Origin of the sequence: Halopelagius fulvigenes (genome assembly GCF_042662625.1) — an archaeon.
Taxonomy (GTDB): Archaea; Halobacteriota; Halobacteria; order Halobacteriales; family Haloferacaceae; genus Halopelagius; species Halopelagius fulvigenes.
In genome coordinates this window covers 1,708,074-1,724,560 of sequence record NZ_JBHSXH010000015.1, presented here as the reverse complement: position 1 = coordinate 1,724,560, position 16,487 = coordinate 1,708,074, and the positions used below count along the sequence as shown (strand labels likewise).

At 67.0% G+C, this 16,487-nt stretch carries 14 protein-coding genes; 7 read left to right on the top strand and 7 right to left on the bottom strand.

Going from position 1 to position 16,487, the window contains the following annotated elements; genetic code table 11:
• Position 1: 1 nt before the first annotated feature.
• Positions 2–1,135, bottom strand: a complete 1,134-nt coding sequence (locus ACFQEV_RS19160; protein ID WP_379699514.1) for a thiamine ABC transporter substrate-binding protein — start codon at positions 1,133–1,135, stop codon at positions 2–4.
• A gap of 115 nt (positions 1,136–1,250) precedes the next feature.
• Here ACFQEV_RS19160 and ACFQEV_RS19155 point away from each other — a divergent pair, with 115 nt between their 5' ends.
• Positions 1,251–2,396, top strand: coding sequence for an AI-2E family transporter (locus ACFQEV_RS19155; RefSeq protein WP_379699511.1), 1,146 nt, complete (start codon positions 1,251–1,253; stop codon positions 2,394–2,396).
• A gap of 6 nt (positions 2,397–2,402) precedes the next feature.
• On the opposite strand, the gene ACFQEV_RS19150 is transcribed toward ACFQEV_RS19155, so the two are convergent.
• Entirely contained in the window at positions 2,403–3,191 is a 789-nt protein-coding gene (locus ACFQEV_RS19150) for a sulfurtransferase (protein ID WP_379699509.1), read from the bottom strand.
• Between the two features lie 240 nt (positions 3,192–3,431).
• Here ACFQEV_RS19150 and ACFQEV_RS19145 point away from each other — a divergent pair, with 240 nt between their 5' ends.
• Positions 3,432–4,301, top strand: coding sequence for a sulfurtransferase (locus ACFQEV_RS19145; protein ID WP_379699507.1), 870 nt, complete (start codon positions 3,432–3,434; stop codon positions 4,299–4,301).
• Positions 4,302–4,475: 174 nt separating this feature from the next.
• Here ACFQEV_RS19145 and ACFQEV_RS19140 read toward each other — a convergent pair whose 3' ends face one another.
• On the bottom strand, positions 4,476–4,748 hold the full coding sequence (locus ACFQEV_RS19140) for a HalOD1 output domain-containing protein (protein ID WP_379699505.1): 273 nt from the start codon (positions 4,746–4,748) through the stop codon (positions 4,476–4,478).
• Between the two features lie 200 nt (positions 4,749–4,948).
• Positions 4,949–8,377, bottom strand: coding sequence for an MEDS domain-containing protein (locus tag ACFQEV_RS19135; protein WP_379699502.1), 3,429 nt, complete (start codon positions 8,375–8,377; stop codon positions 4,949–4,951).
• Positions 8,378–8,653: 276 nt separating this feature from the next.
• Between ACFQEV_RS19135 and ACFQEV_RS19130 the strand changes: the two genes are divergently transcribed.
• Positions 8,654–9,274: a transcription antitermination protein gene (locus ACFQEV_RS19130; RefSeq protein ID WP_379699500.1), complete on the top strand. Its 621-nt coding sequence runs from the start codon at positions 8,654–8,656 to the stop codon at positions 9,272–9,274.
• Between the two features lie 221 nt (positions 9,275–9,495).
• On the opposite strand, the gene ACFQEV_RS19125 is transcribed toward ACFQEV_RS19130, so the two are convergent.
• Positions 9,496–9,765, bottom strand: coding sequence for a DUF7553 family protein (locus tag ACFQEV_RS19125; RefSeq protein WP_379699498.1), 270 nt, complete (start codon positions 9,763–9,765; stop codon positions 9,496–9,498).
• Between the two features lie 145 nt (positions 9,766–9,910).
• Here ACFQEV_RS19125 and uvrB point away from each other — a divergent pair, with 145 nt between their 5' ends.
• The 3 genes from uvrB to ACFQEV_RS19110 all read left to right on the top strand — a co-directional run bounded on the left by uvrB (position 9,911) and on the right by ACFQEV_RS19110 (position 13,076).
• Positions 9,911–12,001: an excinuclease ABC subunit UvrB gene (gene uvrB / locus ACFQEV_RS19120; protein WP_379699496.1), complete on the top strand. Its 2,091-nt coding sequence runs from the start codon at positions 9,911–9,913 to the stop codon at positions 11,999–12,001.
• A gap of 2 nt (positions 12,002–12,003) precedes the next feature.
• A complete protein-coding gene (locus tag ACFQEV_RS19115) occupies positions 12,004–12,387 on the top strand; it encodes an NUDIX hydrolase (RefSeq protein WP_379699494.1) in 384 nt (127 codons plus the stop codon).
• Between the two features lie 89 nt (positions 12,388–12,476).
• Positions 12,477–13,076, top strand: coding sequence for a flavodoxin domain-containing protein (locus ACFQEV_RS19110; protein ID WP_379699491.1), 600 nt, complete (start codon positions 12,477–12,479; stop codon positions 13,074–13,076).
• Between the two features lies 1 nt (position 13,077).
• Here ACFQEV_RS19110 and ACFQEV_RS19105 read toward each other — a convergent pair whose 3' ends face one another.
• Positions 13,078–14,223, bottom strand: a complete 1,146-nt coding sequence (locus ACFQEV_RS19105; RefSeq protein WP_379699488.1) for an SPFH domain-containing protein — start codon at positions 14,221–14,223, stop codon at positions 13,078–13,080.
• A gap of 387 nt (positions 14,224–14,610) precedes the next feature.
• Between ACFQEV_RS19105 and ACFQEV_RS19100 the strand changes: the two genes are divergently transcribed.
• Positions 14,611–15,111 carry a 2'-5' RNA ligase family protein gene (locus tag ACFQEV_RS19100; protein WP_379699485.1) on the top strand — a complete coding sequence of 167 codons (501 nt, stop codon included), beginning with the start codon at positions 14,611–14,613 and terminating at the stop codon, positions 15,109–15,111.
• On the opposite strand, the gene ACFQEV_RS19095 is transcribed toward ACFQEV_RS19100, so the two are convergent.
• Positions 15,108–16,478, bottom strand: coding sequence for a cytochrome P450 (locus ACFQEV_RS19095; protein WP_379699483.1), 1,371 nt, complete (start codon positions 16,476–16,478; stop codon positions 15,108–15,110). The genes ACFQEV_RS19100 and ACFQEV_RS19095 overlap by 4 nt on opposite strands.
• Between the last annotated feature and the right edge of the window lie 9 nt (positions 16,479–16,487).

Sequence of the window (16,487 nt, the reverse complement as noted above, 5' to 3'; positions counted from 1 at the left end):
GTCACTTGCTCGCGAACTGTTGGGCCCACGCGTCCGTCCACTCACTGAGGTTGCCTTTCAGTTGGTCGTACGAAAAGGTCACCGCCTCGGGCGGTTCCTTCGCGTACTTGGCGAACTCCTCGGGCAGTTCCGCGGTGGTCGTCGCGGGGAACTGGACGTTCCGCACCGCGATCTCCGACTGCACCTCCGGTCGGAGCACGAAGTCCATGAACGTGCGCGCCAGTTCCGAGCGGTCCGTCCCGTCGAACAACGCCATCCCCTCGGGGTTCGCGTAGCCCTGGTCGTTCAGGAACCGAATCTGGTGCTTCGAGAGGTCCTCGCCCGACTCGTTGGCGTACACTTGGTCCGTCGAGTAGGAGACGACCATCGGCGCTTCGCCGTTCGAGTAGGCGGCGTACGACGACTCCCAGTCGCCGAGGACGCGCACGTCGTTCCGCTTCAACTGCTTCCAGTAGTCGAGGTAGCCGTCCTCGCCCTTCGCCTTCACCGTGTGCAGGAGGAACGCCTGCCCCGTCGCACTCGAGGTGGGGTTCTGCGTCAACAGGTCGCCGGAGAACTCCTCGCGCAGGAGGCCGTCGAACGTCTTCGGCGCGGCGAACCCGCCGTCTTCCTGCGTCTCGTCGTACACCAGCGAGATGTACCCGGTGTCGTACGGGACGGCCCGGCCCTGCGGGTCGAACTCTAGCGACTCCTTCACGTCGTCGCGACGGGAGAGGCCGTCCGCGGACGCAAAGAGCGGTTTGTCGAGTTTCTCGTCGAGGCGGATGAGCATGTTCACGTCGAGGCCGACGTACACGTCCGCCGCGATGTCCTCGCCGCGCATCGCTCGCTCGATGTAGTGGTTGACGCCCGAGTCCGGCGTCTCGTAGCGTATCGTCGCGTCGTTCTCGGACTCGAACGTCTCTTTCAGCCACGCGCCCGGACTCGTACTCGGGGAGTCCACGAACGCACCGTACGTCGCGACGACGAGCTCCGACGCCCCCTCGCCCGCGGTGCCTGTCGTCGTTCCGGTCGTCCCGGTGGATCCGCCGCCGCCGCCCGTCGTCTCCGTGGCGTCTCCGCCGCCGCCGGAGCATCCCGCGAGTCCCGCGACGCCGCCGACGCCCGCCGCCCGGAGAAAGGTTCGTCGTTTCATTACCGAGTAATTGTACCGAGTGATATTTAACACCCTTGACCTCGGGTTTCGCGGCGGCGACGCTCGGCGAACCTGTCAGGGGAACGGTTTTGTGCTCCCTCGCTAATCTGCCGTCGTGTCTCGAAACCGTCGCTACGTCTTGGGCGGTCTGTTCGTGCTTTTCGCCGTCGTGGCGGGCGTTCTCCTCTGGCAGGTCGTCGGGACCGTCTTCTTCGCTATCACCGTCGCGTACCTCCTCTCGCCGGTTCGCCGCCGACTCGTCGCCCGGGGACTCTCCCGGCGGTGGGCGAGTGCGGCGGCGACGGCGTTCGCCTTCCTCGCCACCGTCGCCGTCCTCTCCCCGTTGGCCGTCGCCGTCGTCCTCCGACTCGACGAACTGTTGGCGCTGTTCGAACTCGTCCCCGAGGTAATCCACGTCGAACTGTTCGGCTTCGTCTACGAGGCGACGCTCGACCAACTGATAACGCTCGTCTCGGTGTGGCTACAGACCGTCGCACGGCAGTCCGCCGCCGCCGCGCCGGTACTCCTGCTGAAGGCGACGCTCTTTACGCTCCTCGTGTTCTCGCTGCTGTTCTACGAGGAGGAGGCTCGGAGCGCGGCGCTGGCCGTCGTCCCGCCGTCGTACCGCGGCGTGGCCCAGTCGCTCAACGGCCGCGCCCGCGAGACGCTCCTCGCCATCTACGTCCTGCAGGCGGCCACCGCCGCCGGAACGTTCGTCCTCGCGCTTCCGGTGTTCTACCTCCTCGGCTACCAGTACGCCGTGACGCTCGCCACCGCCGCCGCCGTCCTCCAGTTCGTCCCCATCGTCGGCCCGAGTTTCCTGCTGGCGGGCCTCGGCGCGTACCACCTCGCCGTCGGCCAGACGGTCCAAGCCCTCCTCGTCGTCCTCGGCGGCGGGTTCGTCATCGGCTGGCTTCCCGACGTTCTCATCCGCCCGCGCCTCGCGCGCCGGACGGCGGACATCCCCGGCAGCCTCTACTTCGTCGGGTTCTTCGGCGGTCTGCTCACCCTCGGCCCCATCGGTATCGTCGCCGGCCCCCTCGTCGTCGGACTCGTCGTCGAGTCGGCGACGCTCCTCTCGGAGGAACTGAACGAGGGGGCGGTAGCGGAGACGGAACCCGAAGCGGAGGGTGAGTCCGCCGAGGGGGACGAATCCGCCGCAGAGAGCGAGTCCGTCACGGAAAAGGAACCATCCGCGGAGGACGAACCGCCCGCGGCGGGCGACTCGCCCGAGGAGACGCCGCGAACCGACCCCGAGTGACCCCTCTCAGTCGTCGGCGCTGACGAGGGGGCCGTCGCGCTCCTCCCACTCGGTGAGGCTCCCCTCGTAGAACGCGACGTTCTCGTAGCCGAGGTACCGGAGGACGACGTACGTGTGGCTGATCCGCCGGGCGGTGTTGCAGTAGAGGACAATCGGCCGCCCGCGTTCGATGCCGTTCGATTCGAGGGTCGCTTCGAGCTCCTCGCGGGGTTTCAGCCCCCGCGTCTCGTCGTCCACGAGTTCGCGCCAGTCGAGATTCACCGCGCCGGGGAGGTGCGCCTCGTCGTACTCCCACTCCTCGCGCGTGTCCACGACGACGGTGTCCTCGTCGTCGAGGGCGTCCGAGACGAACTCGTAATCGACCAACGGGGTGGATTCGGGCTCTCTGACAACGTACTCCGTCTCCGTCACCTCGGTTCCGTCGCTCGTCGTCTCGCGTTCGCGGTTCCACGAACTGTAGTCGCCGTCGAGGAGGTGCAGACGCTCGGGCGGGTGCCCGTACAGTTCCGCGGTGACGAGAAAGCGCGCGGCGAAGACCCCGTGGGTGTCGTCGTAGGCGACGATATCGCCGTCCGCCTCCACGCCCGCCTCGCTCAGTAGCTCCTCCCACGTCTCCGCGCCCGGGAGCATCCCCTCGTCGCCCTCCGGACTCCGGAAGGAGTCGAACGGCACGTTCACCGCGCCGGGGACGTGCCCGATGCCGTCGAACTCCCACGCGTCGCGCACGTCTATCACCCGAACCTCGTCCAGTCGTTCGTCGAGCCACTCGGGGGACACGACGACGTTCTCGCTCATACCGTCCCGTTGCCGCGCCGCCTCCTTAGACTCGCCCGTTCGGGACGACGTGGCCAACTGTCAGAGAAAGTCGATGATATTGCCGGTAGTTGGGGACCTGTTCGTCCCTGTGACTGTTCCGCGGTCACTCCGTGCCACCAGCGACGAATAAATCGGCAATAAGTTCCTGTTGGCACGATGGTGGGCAGTACACGCCGTGGCTGTGGGGATTAAGCCAATCGAGTACGTAGGCGTGTACGTATGACAGACGACGGCTACGCGAAGGACGTTCTCGTCTCGGCGGACTGGGTCGAGGAGCACCTCGACGAGTTCCAGAGCGACGACCCCGAGTATCGCCTCGTAGAAGTCGACGTGGACACGGAGGCGTACGACGAGGGTCACGCTCCCGGCGCGGTCGGCTTCAACTGGGAGACGCAACTGCAGGACCAGACCACCCGCGACATCCTCTCGAAGGACGACTTCGAGGAACTCCTCGGTTCTCACGGCATCTCCGAGGACTCGACGGTGGTCCTCTACGGCGACAACTCGAACTGGTTCGCCGCTTACACGTACTGGCAGTTCAAGTACTACGGCCACGACGACGTGAAGCTCCTCGACGGGGGCCGCGACTACTGGGTCGAGAACGACTACCCCCTCACGGACGAGGGACCCGACTTCGACTCCGTCGATTACACGGCGAAGGGTCCCTTCGAGGGCATCCGCGCCTACCGCGACGACGTCGAGAACGCGGTGAACAAGGGCCTGCCCCTCGTGGACGTTCGTTCGCCCGAGGAGTTCTCCGGCGAGATCCTCGCGCCCCCGGGACTGCAGGAGACGGCCCAGCGCGGCGGCCACATCCCCGGCGCGAGCAACATCTCGTGGGCCGCGACGGTCAACGACGACGGCACGTTCAAATCGCCCGAGGAACTCCGTGAACTGTACGCCGACCAGGGCATCGACGGCGACGAGACGACCGTCGCGTACTGCCGCATCGGCGAACGCTCCTCCATCGCGTGGTTCGCGCTTCACGAACTGCTCGGCTACGAGAACACCGTCAACTACGACGGTTCCTGGACCGAGTGGGGCAACCTCGTCGGCGCGCCCATCGAACAGGGCTCCGGCGACGAGTAACCGACGCCGAAGCGCACTTCGACTCTCTCCGTTTTTACACAGATGGTTCCGCCGCACCCGGAGCGTCGGCGCTCGCTCCCCCGATAGTTCCGTCTCTCGACGGTTCCGCCCCCCGAGTACCCTCTCTTCGACTTCGCCCGGAGAGACCGCAGACCGAAGAACAGTAGATTTCGCTTACGCGCGGGTGAGCGTCACTCGACCGTCACTGTGGATACAGACGTCGTACCCGTGGTACTGGAACTGAACCTCCCCGGCGAACCCCAGTCCGTCTCCGGCCCCCGACTCGAAGAGCGAGTCTAACGCGTCCGGGTCGACGGCGGAGTAGAGGGGACGCAGGGCCGTCGGTTCGACGCCCTCCGCGTCGGCGACCGTCCTCACGACGGTGAGACTGAGGGGTTCGTCCTGACCGAGAGAATACGTACTACCGTCGCGCGTGCACTGACTCATTCACTCTACTCGAAGGCCGCTTCCGGAATAGCGCTTACAGCTAGATGGAAAGCCACCCCGAAATGTGGGGGCTATCTATCTAGACTAGCGGCGTTCGGACCCGAGAAAGCGGCGAAAAGTCGTCCGTCGAGCGTCGTCGCGGTACTCTCACTGCGTCGGGAGACCGGATAAGACGTTCGGGTGCGACCCGCCGACCGGAATCAGGCCTGTATCAGTCCCTCTTCGAAGAGTTGACGGTACAGTTTGCGCTGGGCCGCGCGGAGGTGCGTGTTCAGCGTCGGTTGCGAGATGTCGAGCGACGAGGCGATTTCGGTGCCGGTGCGGGTGCGCGGTTTCTCGAAGTAGCCGCTGAAGTAGGCCGTCTGAAGCACCTCCAACTGCCGGGGGGTGAGCTCTTCGACCACCTCGGACTGGAACTCCGCGGACGTGCGCTGGACCTGTCGGCGGGTGTGTTGGGCGTGCAGCGTCGAGTTCGGGTACCTCGTCCGGAACATCTCCACGAACTCCCTGACCGCGGCGTCCGACGCCAGCGCCACCGTCACCTTCGCGTCCCCGTCCGTGGCGTCGAGGCGACGGAGCCTCCCCCCGTGTTGGACGACGGTTCCGGCGAGGGAGTCCTCGGTGAGGGTGACGTCCACCAGACACACCCGTTCGTCGCCCTCGGTGAACTCCGAGACGACGGTGAGGTCGGTGGTGGGGAAGTTCGGCGCGAACGTGCGAATCTCCTCGGCCGTCGTCCCGCGCGTGGAGAAGAACGCGCGGAGGCCGCCGTCGCTCCGGGCGACGAGGTTCTCCAGCGACAGCGTGCAGTCCGCCTGCTCGACGAACTCCGTGACCCCACAGCCGATGTCCTCGACCGTGAACTCGAGCTCCGTCACCTCGTCGGTCACCAACGCCTTCTTGCTCTCGACGGCGTTGATGGCGTAGGCGATGGTGTCGCTCAGTTCGGTCAGCACCGCCCGCTCTAAGGAGTCGAACACGCCCGGTTGGCCCGCGTACACGGTGAGGATGCCGTAGAGCGTGTCCTTGTAGGCCAACGGCAGCGCGATGCAGGCGTGGTAGCCCCGGTTGAGCGCCGACTGCCGCCACGGCGCGAACGACTTGTCGCTCAGGATATCGTTGACGACCTGCGGGTCGCGCGTCTCGACGGCCCGCCCCGCCGGCCCGCGCCCTTCAGGAGTGTCGTCGGCGGTTATCCGTTGGTCCTCGAGGTACCCGTTCTCGTCGCCCGCCCACGTGCGCGGTTCGATCACGTCGCTCATCGTGTTGTGCTCGCCGACCCACGCGAGTTCGTAGGGGCCGACGTCGGCCAACTGCTCGCAGACGACTTCCTCTATCTCCTCGCGGGTCGAAGACTGGACCAGCGCTCGGTCGATGTTCCGGATGGTCGTGTTGATGCGGTTGAGACGCTCCAGCGTCTCGTTTTGGTCCTCCAGCGTCTCCTCGCGCTCGTGCAACAGTTGCTCGCGGTCGGCGCGGGTGCAGGCCGACTCGATCGTCGCGGCCGTCGTCTCCACGAAGTCGCGTTCCAGCGAGTCGAACTTCTCGGGGGAGGCCGTCGCGGTGAGGAACACGCCCTGTCGGTCGAGCGGGACGGCCAGAACCTGCGTCAGGTCGTTCGCCGGCAGGCCGTCGTCGCCGACGTCTATCGTGCGCATCTCGCCGGCGACGAACGCCTCCCACACCGGGCCGGAGGCGGCGTCACACAGCGTCGCTGTCGGCAGTTCGTCCTCCGCGCGCGGCGTCTGCGCCGCGGGCGAGAGCCGACCGCTCTCCCCGTCGTACAGCGCCACCGCCGACAGCGGAAGGCGGAGCGACTCGTCGACGTGTTCGACGGTCGTCTCCGCTATCTCCGACACCGTCTCGGCGTTCATCAGGTCGCGGCTCATCTCGTTGAGGGCGGCCAACTGCTCCTCCCGCCGTCGCTGTTCCAGTTCGTAGCTGACCCACTGCCCCATCAGCTCTAAGAACGTCCGTTCGGCGTCGGTGAACGGTTCGTCGCGCGTCGACGTGTCGCAGAACGCGAGCGTCCCGTACAGCTCGTTTCCGGTGGTGACTTTGACGCCGAAGTACGACTCGAAACCCAACTCCCGGTACACCGGGTCGTCGTCCCAGCCGAGTTCCCGCACGTCGGGCGCGCCCACCGGCCCGTCTGCCTCGACGACTCTCCGACAGAACTGCCCGGGCTTCGGTTCGACCCCGGACGCGCCCGGTTTCAGTCCCCCGTCGGCGGGCCCGACCGTCGCCTCTATCTCGGCGCGGCCGTCGGCGTAGTGGCCGAAGAGCCCGTGTTCGAGTCCGAACCGCTCGCGGCCCAACTCCAGCAGGCGCTCTATCTTCTCCTCGAACGGCTGGTCGGGGTTCGACGTTATCTCGTACAGTTTCCGCTGGTAGCGTTCGCGCTCCTTCCGTTCGAGCTCGTAGCTGACCCACTGGCTCATCAGCTCGAGGAAGGTGTACTCCGACCGCGTGAACGACTGCCCGCGCAACGATTTGGCCCCGAAGCAGAGCGTCCCGTACTGCTTGCCGCCGACCACGAGCGACGTTCCGATGTAGGATTCGAGACCGTACGTGTCGTAAGCGGGGTCGCCCTTCCACCCCTCGTCGGCGGCGTCGAGGACGCTCACCGGCCCCTCCGACTCCAGTACGCGCTGACAGTACGACACGGAGAGGTCGCCGACCGCCCCCGGCCGAATCTTCTCGTGCGCGCCGACGGCTTCGACCACCTCGAACTCGTCGGTGTCCTCGTCGGTGAGGGCGAAGTAGCCGATTTCGAGGTCGAACCACGCCCGGCCGAGTTCGAGCAGTCGTTCGACTTTCGCTCCGAACGACAGCGACGGGTCCGCGGTGGCGTCGTACATCCCCCGCAGGAACCGCTCGCGGCTCTGCAGCGCGACTTTGGTCTCGGTGCGGTCCAACAGCGTCCCTATCATCCGCTCGACTTCTCGATCCGCGTCGTCGGAGTCGAAGAAGTCCTCCGGGGGGACGTGATAGAAGTTGTGACAGACCGTCCCGTCGTAGATGAGGTGGGGGTGCGTCCGAATGATGTCCCGGACGGTCTCCGGCGGGAACGAGGTGCGGTCGTACTGACAGAGCGCGATGCAGTCCTCGTCGTCGAAGAGATCGTTCACCTTCGACTCGTACTCCATGAACGTCTCGAACGCCGTCTCGCCGTCGGCGAGCCACGATATCTCGGCGGATATCCGAAGCGCCGGGTACTCCGCCGTCGCCTCGTCGATCATCTCGCCGTAGAACGCCACCATCTCGTCGGGCTCGAACGTCCCGTTCCGGAGGTACGTCTCCTCGACGGTGTGGAACGTCAGCTGTCCCGATTCGACGGCCGCGTCCGCGTCGATTCCCGCCCCGCGCATGGCCGCGAGCATCTCCGCCTCGGAGCTCTCGTCGATGACGCACATGCACCGCTCGCCGCGTTCGATTCCGTGGCGGAGGTACGGGACCACGGCGGCGTACTGCTCGGCTTTGCTCTCGTAGATGAGCGCGAGGTGGTCGTTGCAGTACTGGCCTTCGAACGGTTCGACGGGTCCGCGGAACTCGGGACTCGACTGAAGCGCTTCGATACCGCTTCCGAGGTCCAGTCGTTCCTGCGAACTACGGGGTAGGGGTGTCATGCTCATGTGTGTCGGGCAGTCGCGGTGGGGAGGAGGGCGTCGTCGTTCCGGGGAGAGACGACCGCGGTGGTTCGACGTCCGGGCGTAAGGGGACGTGGGAGGACGGCGGCATCGAGTTCATTCGGGGCCAGACGCAGATAAGGGCAACGAGCCCGTGACAGCCCGTCTCAATCCCGTTCGAGGGGTTCGCTTCGGATCCGACGCCCGCGCCGCCTCGCCCCCGCCGCGTTCCCCCATGTCGATGGTTACAAAGCCCGATACGCCGTACGACGGGGTATGAACGGTCAGGACCTCGCCGACGAACTCCGCGACGACCACGAGACGCCTTTCTCCCGACTCGGCTCCTCGAAGGCGCTGTACGCCCTCACCGGGGGCGAGATGGACGCCGGCCCCGTCCGCGCCGCCGCCGCGGACGATGCGCTCTCCCTCGCGTCGGTCCTCGACGACTGGGCGGCGGACGAGGACGACGACGAGGCCGCCTCGCTCTACGAGGAACTCGCGGAGACGGCCCGCGACCACGCCGAGTCGGTCGCCCCCGACGACCATGAACGCGGCGAGACGCCCGAGACGGACGCTCGACTCGCCGAGTTCGAGGACACCCTCCCCCGCCTCGGCGGCCTCCTCGCGCGCTACCTCGTCGCGCAGAAACACGTCGAGCAGATGGTCGGCTTCTTCGTCGGCGACGCCGACCCCCGGACCGCCTCGGACTTCCGCGACCTGCGCGGCGACGTCGAGGACGCCCGCGACCGAGTCGCGGCGGCGTTAGACGAGACGTGCGAGGGCGACGACGACTGGGACATCGCCCGCGACGCCGCCGACGCCGTCGTCGACGGCGCGTACGACGAGTACGTGGAGACGCTGGAGTCGATGGGCGTGAAACCGAAGAACGTCTGCTAGCCACCTTTTCGCGTCGTCGGGTGCGCCTCTGGCACACCGCTCCTCGCAAAAAAGCTGGACCAAAAGCCGCCGGTCGCTCACTCCGTTCGCTCCCGGTACGGCTCGGTGTCCGCCACCGCAACGCCTCTGCTCCGTTCTCACTCGGTGCGAACAGTTCTCAATCTCCACCTGAAACGGAGGGGTTTCGGGGGAGAGAACGTCTGACGATCGTCGGACGCGGATCAGACTCCCGAGACGCCGGACCGGTACTCCTTCACGTGGTCGTACGCCGACTCCACGCGTTCTTTCACTTCTCCGTCCGTCTCCTCGGCGATCTCGGTGAGTGCGTTCATGTGCCGGGCGAGTCGGCCGTGGTCCGGGCCGCGTTCGGCGGCGGCGAGGTCGGCCAACTGGTTCGACTGATCGTAGAGGCGCGACTGGAGGTCGCCGGACGCCGCCTCGGCGGCCGCCCGGAGTTCGTCGCTCGCGGTCTGGAGTTCTTCGTGCGCCATGCGTCGTCGTTTCCCTCCCCATCGCAAAATAGTTCCTCCGACGGCCGGGTTTGCGGACGCCTGCGACGGGTCGCCCTCGGACTCGTCCCCCGCCGAAACCCGGTGACCGTCCCCCTCAAGTACGTCGGACACGTACCCGCGAGCAATGAGCGACACGTCCGGTTCGGAGAAGGGACCGCTCTCTCCCGACCGCCCGGCGGCGGACCGCGACTTCCGCGTGGACGCCCCGTTCGACCCCGCCGGTGACCAACCGGAGGCCATAGAGAAGCTAGCTCGCGGCTACGAACAGGGGATGGACACCCAGACGCTCCTCGGCGTCACCGGGTCCGGCAAGACCAACACCGTCTCGTGGCTGATAGAGGAGATTCAGAAGCCGACGCTCGTCATCGCCCACAACAAGACGCTCGCCGCCCAACTGTACGAGGAGTTCCGGAACCTCTTCCCCGACAACGCGGTGGAGTACTTCGTCTCCTACTACGACTACTACCAACCCGAGGCGTACATGGAGCAGACGGACACTTACATCGACAAGGACATGTCGATAAACGAGGAGATAGACCGCCTGCGGCACTCGGCGACGCGTTCGCTCCTCACCCGCGACGACGTCATCGTCGTCGCCTCCGTCTCCGCCATCTACGGCCTCGGCGACCCGAAGAACTACACCGACATGGCCCTTCGCCTCGAAGTCGGCGACCACATCGACCGGGACGAACTGCTGGGCCGACTCGTGGACCTCAACTACGAGCGAAACGACGTGGACTTCCAGCAGGGGACGTTCCGCGTCCGCGGCGACACCGTCGAGGTGTTCCCGATGTACGGTCGCTACGCCGTCCGCATCGAGTTCTGGGGCGACGGGATAGACCGCATGATGAAGCTCGACCCCCTGCAGGGGGAGGTGGTGTCGAACGAACCCGCCGTCCTCGTCCACCCGGCGGAGCACTACTCCATCCCCGAGGACAAGTTGGAACAGGCCATCTCGGAGATAGAGGAACTGAAGGAGCAACGCGTCCGCTACTTCGAGCGACAGGGTGACCTCGTGGCCGCCCAGCGAATCGAGGAGCGAACCACCTTCGACATCGAGATGCTCAGGGAGACGGGCTACTGTTCGGGCATCGAGAACTACTCCGTCCACATGTCCGACCGCGACTCGGGCGACCCGCCGTACACCCTGCTGGATTACTTCCCCGACGACTTCCTCACCGTCGTCGACGAGTCCCACCAGACGCTCCCCCAGATCAAGGGCCAGTTCGCGGGCGACAAATCGCGGAAGGACTCCCTCGTGGAGAACGGCTTCCGCCTGCCGACGGCGTACGACAACCGCCCGCTGACGTTCGAGGAGTTCGAGGAGAAGACGGCGAAGAAACTGTTCGTGAGTGCGACGCCCGGCGACTACGAACGCGAACAGTCCGAGCAGATTGCGGAGCAGATCGTCCGCCCGACGCACCTCGTGGACCCGAAGGTCGAAGTCGAGGACGCCACCGGCCAGGTGGACGACCTGATGGCCCGCATCGACGAGCGAATCGAACGCGACGAGCGAACCCTCGTCACCACCCTCACGAAGCGGATGGCCGAGGACCTCACCGAGTACCTTGAGGAGTCGGGCGTCTCCGTCGCCTACATGCACGACGAGACGGACACGCTCGAACGGCACGAACTCATCCGCGACCTGCGCCTCGGCAACATCGACGTGCTGGTCGGCATCAACCTCCTCCGGGAGGGTCTCGACATCCCCGAGGTGTCTCTGGTCGCCATCCTCGACGCCGACCAGGAGGGCTTCCTCCGGTCGGAGACGACGCTGATTCAGACGATGGGTCGCGCCGCCCGCAACGTCGAGGGCGAGGTGATCCTGTACGCCGACGAGCGCACCGATTCGATGGAGAACGCCATCGAGGAGACGCAACGCCGCCGCGAGATTCAACAGGAGTTCAACGAGGAACACGGCTACGAACCGACGACCATCCAGAAGGCCGTCGGCGAGGCGAACCTCCCCGGCAGCAAGACGGACACCTCGAAGGCGACGGGCGACGCCCCCGAAGACGAGGAGGAAGCGAGAGAACAGGTCGCCTACCTCCAAGACCGGATGCAGGAGGCCGCCGACAACCTCGAATTCGAACTCGCCGCCGACATCCGCGACAGGATCCGGAAACTGCGCGAGGAGTTCGACTTAGACGAGGAGGAGGGAGTTGCCCCCGAGAGCGACGCCGCCGACGGACTCGCGCCGCCGGACGAGTTCTGACCGTGGTCACCTTCGCCGCCGGCGGGTTGCTCCGCCGGGCGGACGGCCGCCTCTGTCTCGTCCACCGACCCCGGTACGACGACTGGGTGCTCCCGAAGGGGCGGGTCGAACCGGGCGAGTCGCTGGTCGAGGCGGCCGTCCGGGAGGTGTGCGAGGAGACGCAGTGTTCGGTCGAGTGCGGCCCGTTCGCCGGCCGCTATCAGTACGACGCCGGCGAACAGGGACCGAAGGGCGTCTTCGTCTGGCGGATGTCGCTGGTCAAGGCGCACCGCTTCACCCCCGGCGAGGAGGTAGACGACCGGACGTGGCTCTCGCCGTCGTCGTCGGCTGACTGTCTCACCTACGAGAACGAACGGTCGCTCGTTAGGCGAACGCTCTCCGAGTGACTCGCGGTCGTTCCCGCCCGAAGTACTGACTCTCTCTCGAAGCGGAGCGTCGCCGTAGAGCCTTGAGGATCCGCCGCGTTGCTCCCGACATGGACGCCTCCGCTCCCACGACCGACTCCCGGACGGTACTCGTCGCGTACGCCACGAGCGAAGGACAGACGCGGGCGGTCGCAGAGCGAATCGCCGTCGTCGCCGACCGGCGCGGCGCGGAGACGACGCTCGTGAACCTCGACTCCCCGCACGCGGAGATGGACCCCGCGTCGTTCGACGCCGTCTTCGTCGGCGGGTCGGTACACGGCGGATCCCACCAGAAATCCGTCTCCGAGTTCGTCGGGAACTATCGGGCCGCGCTTCGGTCGGTCCCCACGGGGTTCTTCTCGGTGAGTCTCTCGGCGGCCAGCGACGACCCGGAGATTCGAGAGAAGGCCGAGGAGTACGTCGAACGGTTCACCGCCGACGCGCGGTGGTCGCCCGACCGAACGGCGACGGTCGGCGGCGCGTTGAAGTACAGCGAGTACGGCTTCCTCAAGCGGTTCGTCATGCGGAAGATCGTCTCGAAGATGGGCGGCGACGCGGACCCGCGGCGGGACTACGAGTACACCGACTGGGCCACCGTCGAACGGTTCGCAGAGGAGGTGTTGGACCTCGCGGCCGTCTCGTCGGTGTCGCGGACCGGCGCGCGCGAGTGAGTCAGCGCTCCTCGTACTCGCTCTCCGTGGCGGCCGACCGCCCGGCGATGTTCTCGTCGCCGTTACCGAGTTCGCCGTTCGTCCCCGCCAGTATCTCCTCGACGTCGTTCAGTCCGAGGAGTTCCTGCGTCTCGGCGTCGAAGTCGCGGCTCTCTAACCCCGCCGACTCCTGGACGTCGCCGCCGGTGAGTTGCCGGCCGTAGCGGCCGAGAAGCGAGGTGAGTTCCTGCGGGAGGACGTACGTCGTCGAGGGCGACTCGCCGATGCGGGCGAGGCTCTCCATCCCTCGCTCGACGATGGCGCGTTCGCCCATCGACTCCGCGGACCGCGCGCGGAGGACCGTCGAGATGGCGTCGCCCTGCGCTTCGAGGATCTGGCTCTGCTTCTCCCCCTGCGCGCGGATGATGTTCGACTGCTTCTCCCCCTCCGCGCGTTCGACGGCGGAGCGACGCTCCCCCTGCGCTTCGAGAATCATCGCGCGGCGGCGGCGTTCGGCCCCCGCCTGCTGTTCCATCGCGCTCTGGACCTCCCGCGAGGGCTTCACCTCGCGGACTTCGACGCTCTCGACGCGGACGCCCCACTCGTCTGTGGGTTCGTCGAGTTCGATTCGGATCCTGCGGTTTATCTCCTCGCGCCGCGACAGCGTCTCGTCGAGCTCCATGTCGCCGATGACGGCCCGGAGCGTCGTCTGCGCGAGGTTCGACACCGCCCGCTCGTAGTTGTCCACTTCGAGGAACGCCCGCTTGGCGTCCATCACCCTGATGTAGACGACGGCGTCGGCGGTGACCGGCGAGTTGTCCTCCGTGATGGCCTCCTGCGGCGGCACGTCGAGCGTCTGCGTCCGCATGTCGAAGGCGTACGTTTTCGAGACGAACGGCGGGACGACGTTCAACCCCGGTTCGAGCAGTTCGCGGTACCGACCGAAGACGGTCAGCGCCCGACGCTCGTACGCTTGGACGAACTCGACGGCGCTGTAGAGGGTGGCGACGGCGAGCGCCAGAACCACTGCGCCGACCACGACTATCGGGTCGGGAGGGAGGACGAGGAGGGCGACGGCGACGGCGACGGCGGCGAGCAGACCGGTCACCAACCAGTCCGGCGGCCCGCGGGCCGAAAGCCGTCCCAGTGCGCGGAAGACGCTGGCCATAGAGAAACGTTATCGTCCAGCAACATTAAGCATGTCCCGTGGACGGCCGGACTCTCGGCGTTCGGTTCGCGTTCGTTCTCGTCCTGTCCGGCGTCGTCGTCTCCGCGGACGCGTCCCTCGACACCGGAACGGTCCGACCGAAGGCCCCGAAGACGTGGGACTCGCTGCCGGAGACGGGTGAGAGGAGGACGGCTACACCGTCGGCTGGCGGGGCCGGCCGGCCGACGCCGTCTCCGTCGCCGCCGTCTGTACGACCGCGCTTCCCCCCGACGCCGACCCCTCGGCCGTCGCCGTCGGGGTCGAACACCACGCCGCCGCCGCCGGGGGCTACCTGTTCGACTGACGTGTCCCGACGCGTTCTTCACACGTCGGGGTCACGTCTCCGACGTGTTCAGCCTGAACGTCCTCGCGCCGGGGAGCGTCGAACGACTCGCCGAGGACCTGTTTCCGCTCCTCTCTCCGTTCGAGAGGGTCCGCGAACGACACACGCTCGTCGTTAAGCGACTGGAGGGGGAGGACTCGCTTCCGCACGTCCGGGAACGCCTCCGCGACGCCCTCGCGGGGCGACCGCCGTTCGATGCGCGGACGGACGGCATCGACTTCTTCGAACGGCCCACCCGGGGCGAGGGGCCGGTCGTCTACCTCCGAATCGAGAGCTCCGGCCTCTACGACCTACATTACGACCTCTGCCGGGAGTTCGGCGTCGTCGAAGAGATGGAGGGCGACGACTACACGCCGCACGTGACGCTTGCCCGCGGCGGGCGGATAGCCGACGCCGAGGCGTTGGCCGCGAGGGAGATAGACGACGTGCGGTGGACGGTGAACGAACTCGCCGTCTGGGACGCCCGCTACCGCGAGGCGGCGGCGCGGTTGCCGCTTCGGCGTTAGTCGCGCGCCCGCAGTCGCATCCCCATCGGTTCCTCGGGGTGCATCGTCAGCGACCCGCGCAGGTCGAACGGTTCCTCGCGGACGTACTCCAGGTCGTACTGCTGTGCGACGGTGCCGAGTATCAACTGCGCTTCGAGCATCGAGAACTGCTTGCCGATGCAGTGGCGCGGTCCGCCGCCGAACGGGAAGTACGAGAAGCGCGGGCGCTTCGCGCGCCGTTCGGGGAGCCACCTGTCGGGGTCGAACGTTTCGGGCGAGTCGTACCACCGCGGCGACCGGTGGACGACCCACTGCGGGAGCATCACCGCCGACCCCGCGGGCACCCGATAGCCCCCGAGGCGCACGTCCACCTGCGGTTCGCGGAAGATGACGTACACCGGCGGGTAGAGGCGCATTGCCTCCTGTAACACCCGTTCGATGTAGTCGAACCGCCGCACGTCTGCCGTCGTCGGCGTCTCGCCGCCGCACACCGCTTCCAGTTCCGCGTGCACCTTCGCCTCCGCCTCGGGGTGCTGCGACAGCAGGTACCACGCGTACGTCAGGGTCAGCGCCGTCGTGTCGTGGCCCGCCAACAGCATCGTCATCATCTCGTCGCGGAGTTGCTCGTCGGTCTGTTCGCCCCGCTTCTGCGCCCGCAGGAGGACCGACAGGAGGTCCATCGGCGGCCCCTCCTCTCCGCCCGCCGGGGCGGGTGCCGCGGACGGGTCGCCTTCGGTCCCCTTCCGCCCGGCCACTATCTCGTCGATGATGCCTTCGAGAACCCGCAGGGACCGCTTGTACTCGCGGTTCTCCCTCGTCGGGGCCCAGTCGGGGACGAGAAAGCGGAACGGGTCGGGTTCGAAGCGCTTGCCCAACGGTTCGAGGTTCTCCTGGACCGCCCGCGTCCGGTCGTCGTCGATGCTCGTCCCGAACATCGCGTCGACGATAATCTTCACCGTGACGCGCGCCATCTCCAACTGCACGTCGCGCACGTCGCCGTCCTCCCACTCCTCGACCATCGCCGTCGCGTGGTCGGTCATCACGCCCGACAGCGACGCGATGCGCCGCGGGTCGAACGCCGGCTTGGCGAGTTCGCGCTGTCTGCGCCACGTCTCGCCCTCGCTCAAGAGCAGACCGTCTCCGAGGAGCGTTCCGATGGCGTCGTCTTGGAAGTCCGGCTTGTGGAACTTCGCGTCCTCGGTCACCAACACTCGCTCGATATCGGCGGGGTTGGTGAGCATGTAGGTGTCGATGGGTCCGAGTCCGAAGTGTATCACGTCGCCGTACGCCTCGGCCACGCTCGTCAGGAAGGTGAAGGGGTCCCTCGCGTAGTGGCGACTGCTGCCGAACACCGGCACGCCCTTCGGCCCGGGAGGCTGGGTGCTCATCGTGTCCGT

What these genes read in the sequence shown, in the direction of transcription:
- ACFQEV_RS19150 (WP_379699509.1), bottom strand. Translation starts at nt 3,191, where the DNA reads ATGAGCGAGAACGTCGTCGTGTCCCCCGAGTGGCTCGACGAACGACTG.
- ACFQEV_RS19110 (WP_379699491.1), top strand. Translation starts at nt 12,477, where the DNA reads ATGGACGCCTCCGCTCCCACGACCGACTCCCGGACGGTACTCGTCGCG.
- ACFQEV_RS19145 (WP_379699507.1), top strand. Translation starts at nt 3,432, where the DNA reads ATGACAGACGACGGCTACGCGAAGGACGTTCTCGTCTCGGCGGACTGG.
- ACFQEV_RS19135 (WP_379699502.1), bottom strand. Translation starts at nt 8,377, where the DNA reads ATGACACCCCTACCCCGTAGTTCGCAGGAACGACTGGACCTCGGAAGC.
- uvrB (WP_379699496.1), top strand. Translation starts at nt 9,911, where the DNA reads ATGAGCGACACGTCCGGTTCGGAGAAGGGACCGCTCTCTCCCGACCGC.
- ACFQEV_RS19125 (WP_379699498.1), bottom strand. Translation starts at nt 9,765, where the DNA reads ATGGCGCACGAAGAACTCCAGACCGCGAGCGACGAACTCCGGGCGGCC.
- ACFQEV_RS19160 (WP_379699514.1), bottom strand. Translation starts at nt 1,135, where the DNA reads ATGAAACGACGAACCTTTCTCCGGGCGGCGGGCGTCGGCGGCGTCGCG.
- ACFQEV_RS19105 (WP_379699488.1), bottom strand. Translation starts at nt 14,223, where the DNA reads ATGGCCAGCGTCTTCCGCGCACTGGGACGGCTTTCGGCCCGCGGGCCG.
- ACFQEV_RS19095 (WP_379699483.1), bottom strand. Translation starts at nt 16,478, where the DNA reads ATGAGCACCCAGCCTCCCGGGCCGAAGGGCGTGCCGGTGTTCGGCAGC.
- ACFQEV_RS19130 (WP_379699500.1), top strand. Translation starts at nt 8,654, where the DNA reads ATGAACGGTCAGGACCTCGCCGACGAACTCCGCGACGACCACGAGACG.
- ACFQEV_RS19140 (WP_379699505.1), bottom strand. Translation starts at nt 4,748, where the DNA reads ATGAGTCAGTGCACGCGCGACGGTAGTACGTATTCTCTCGGTCAGGAC.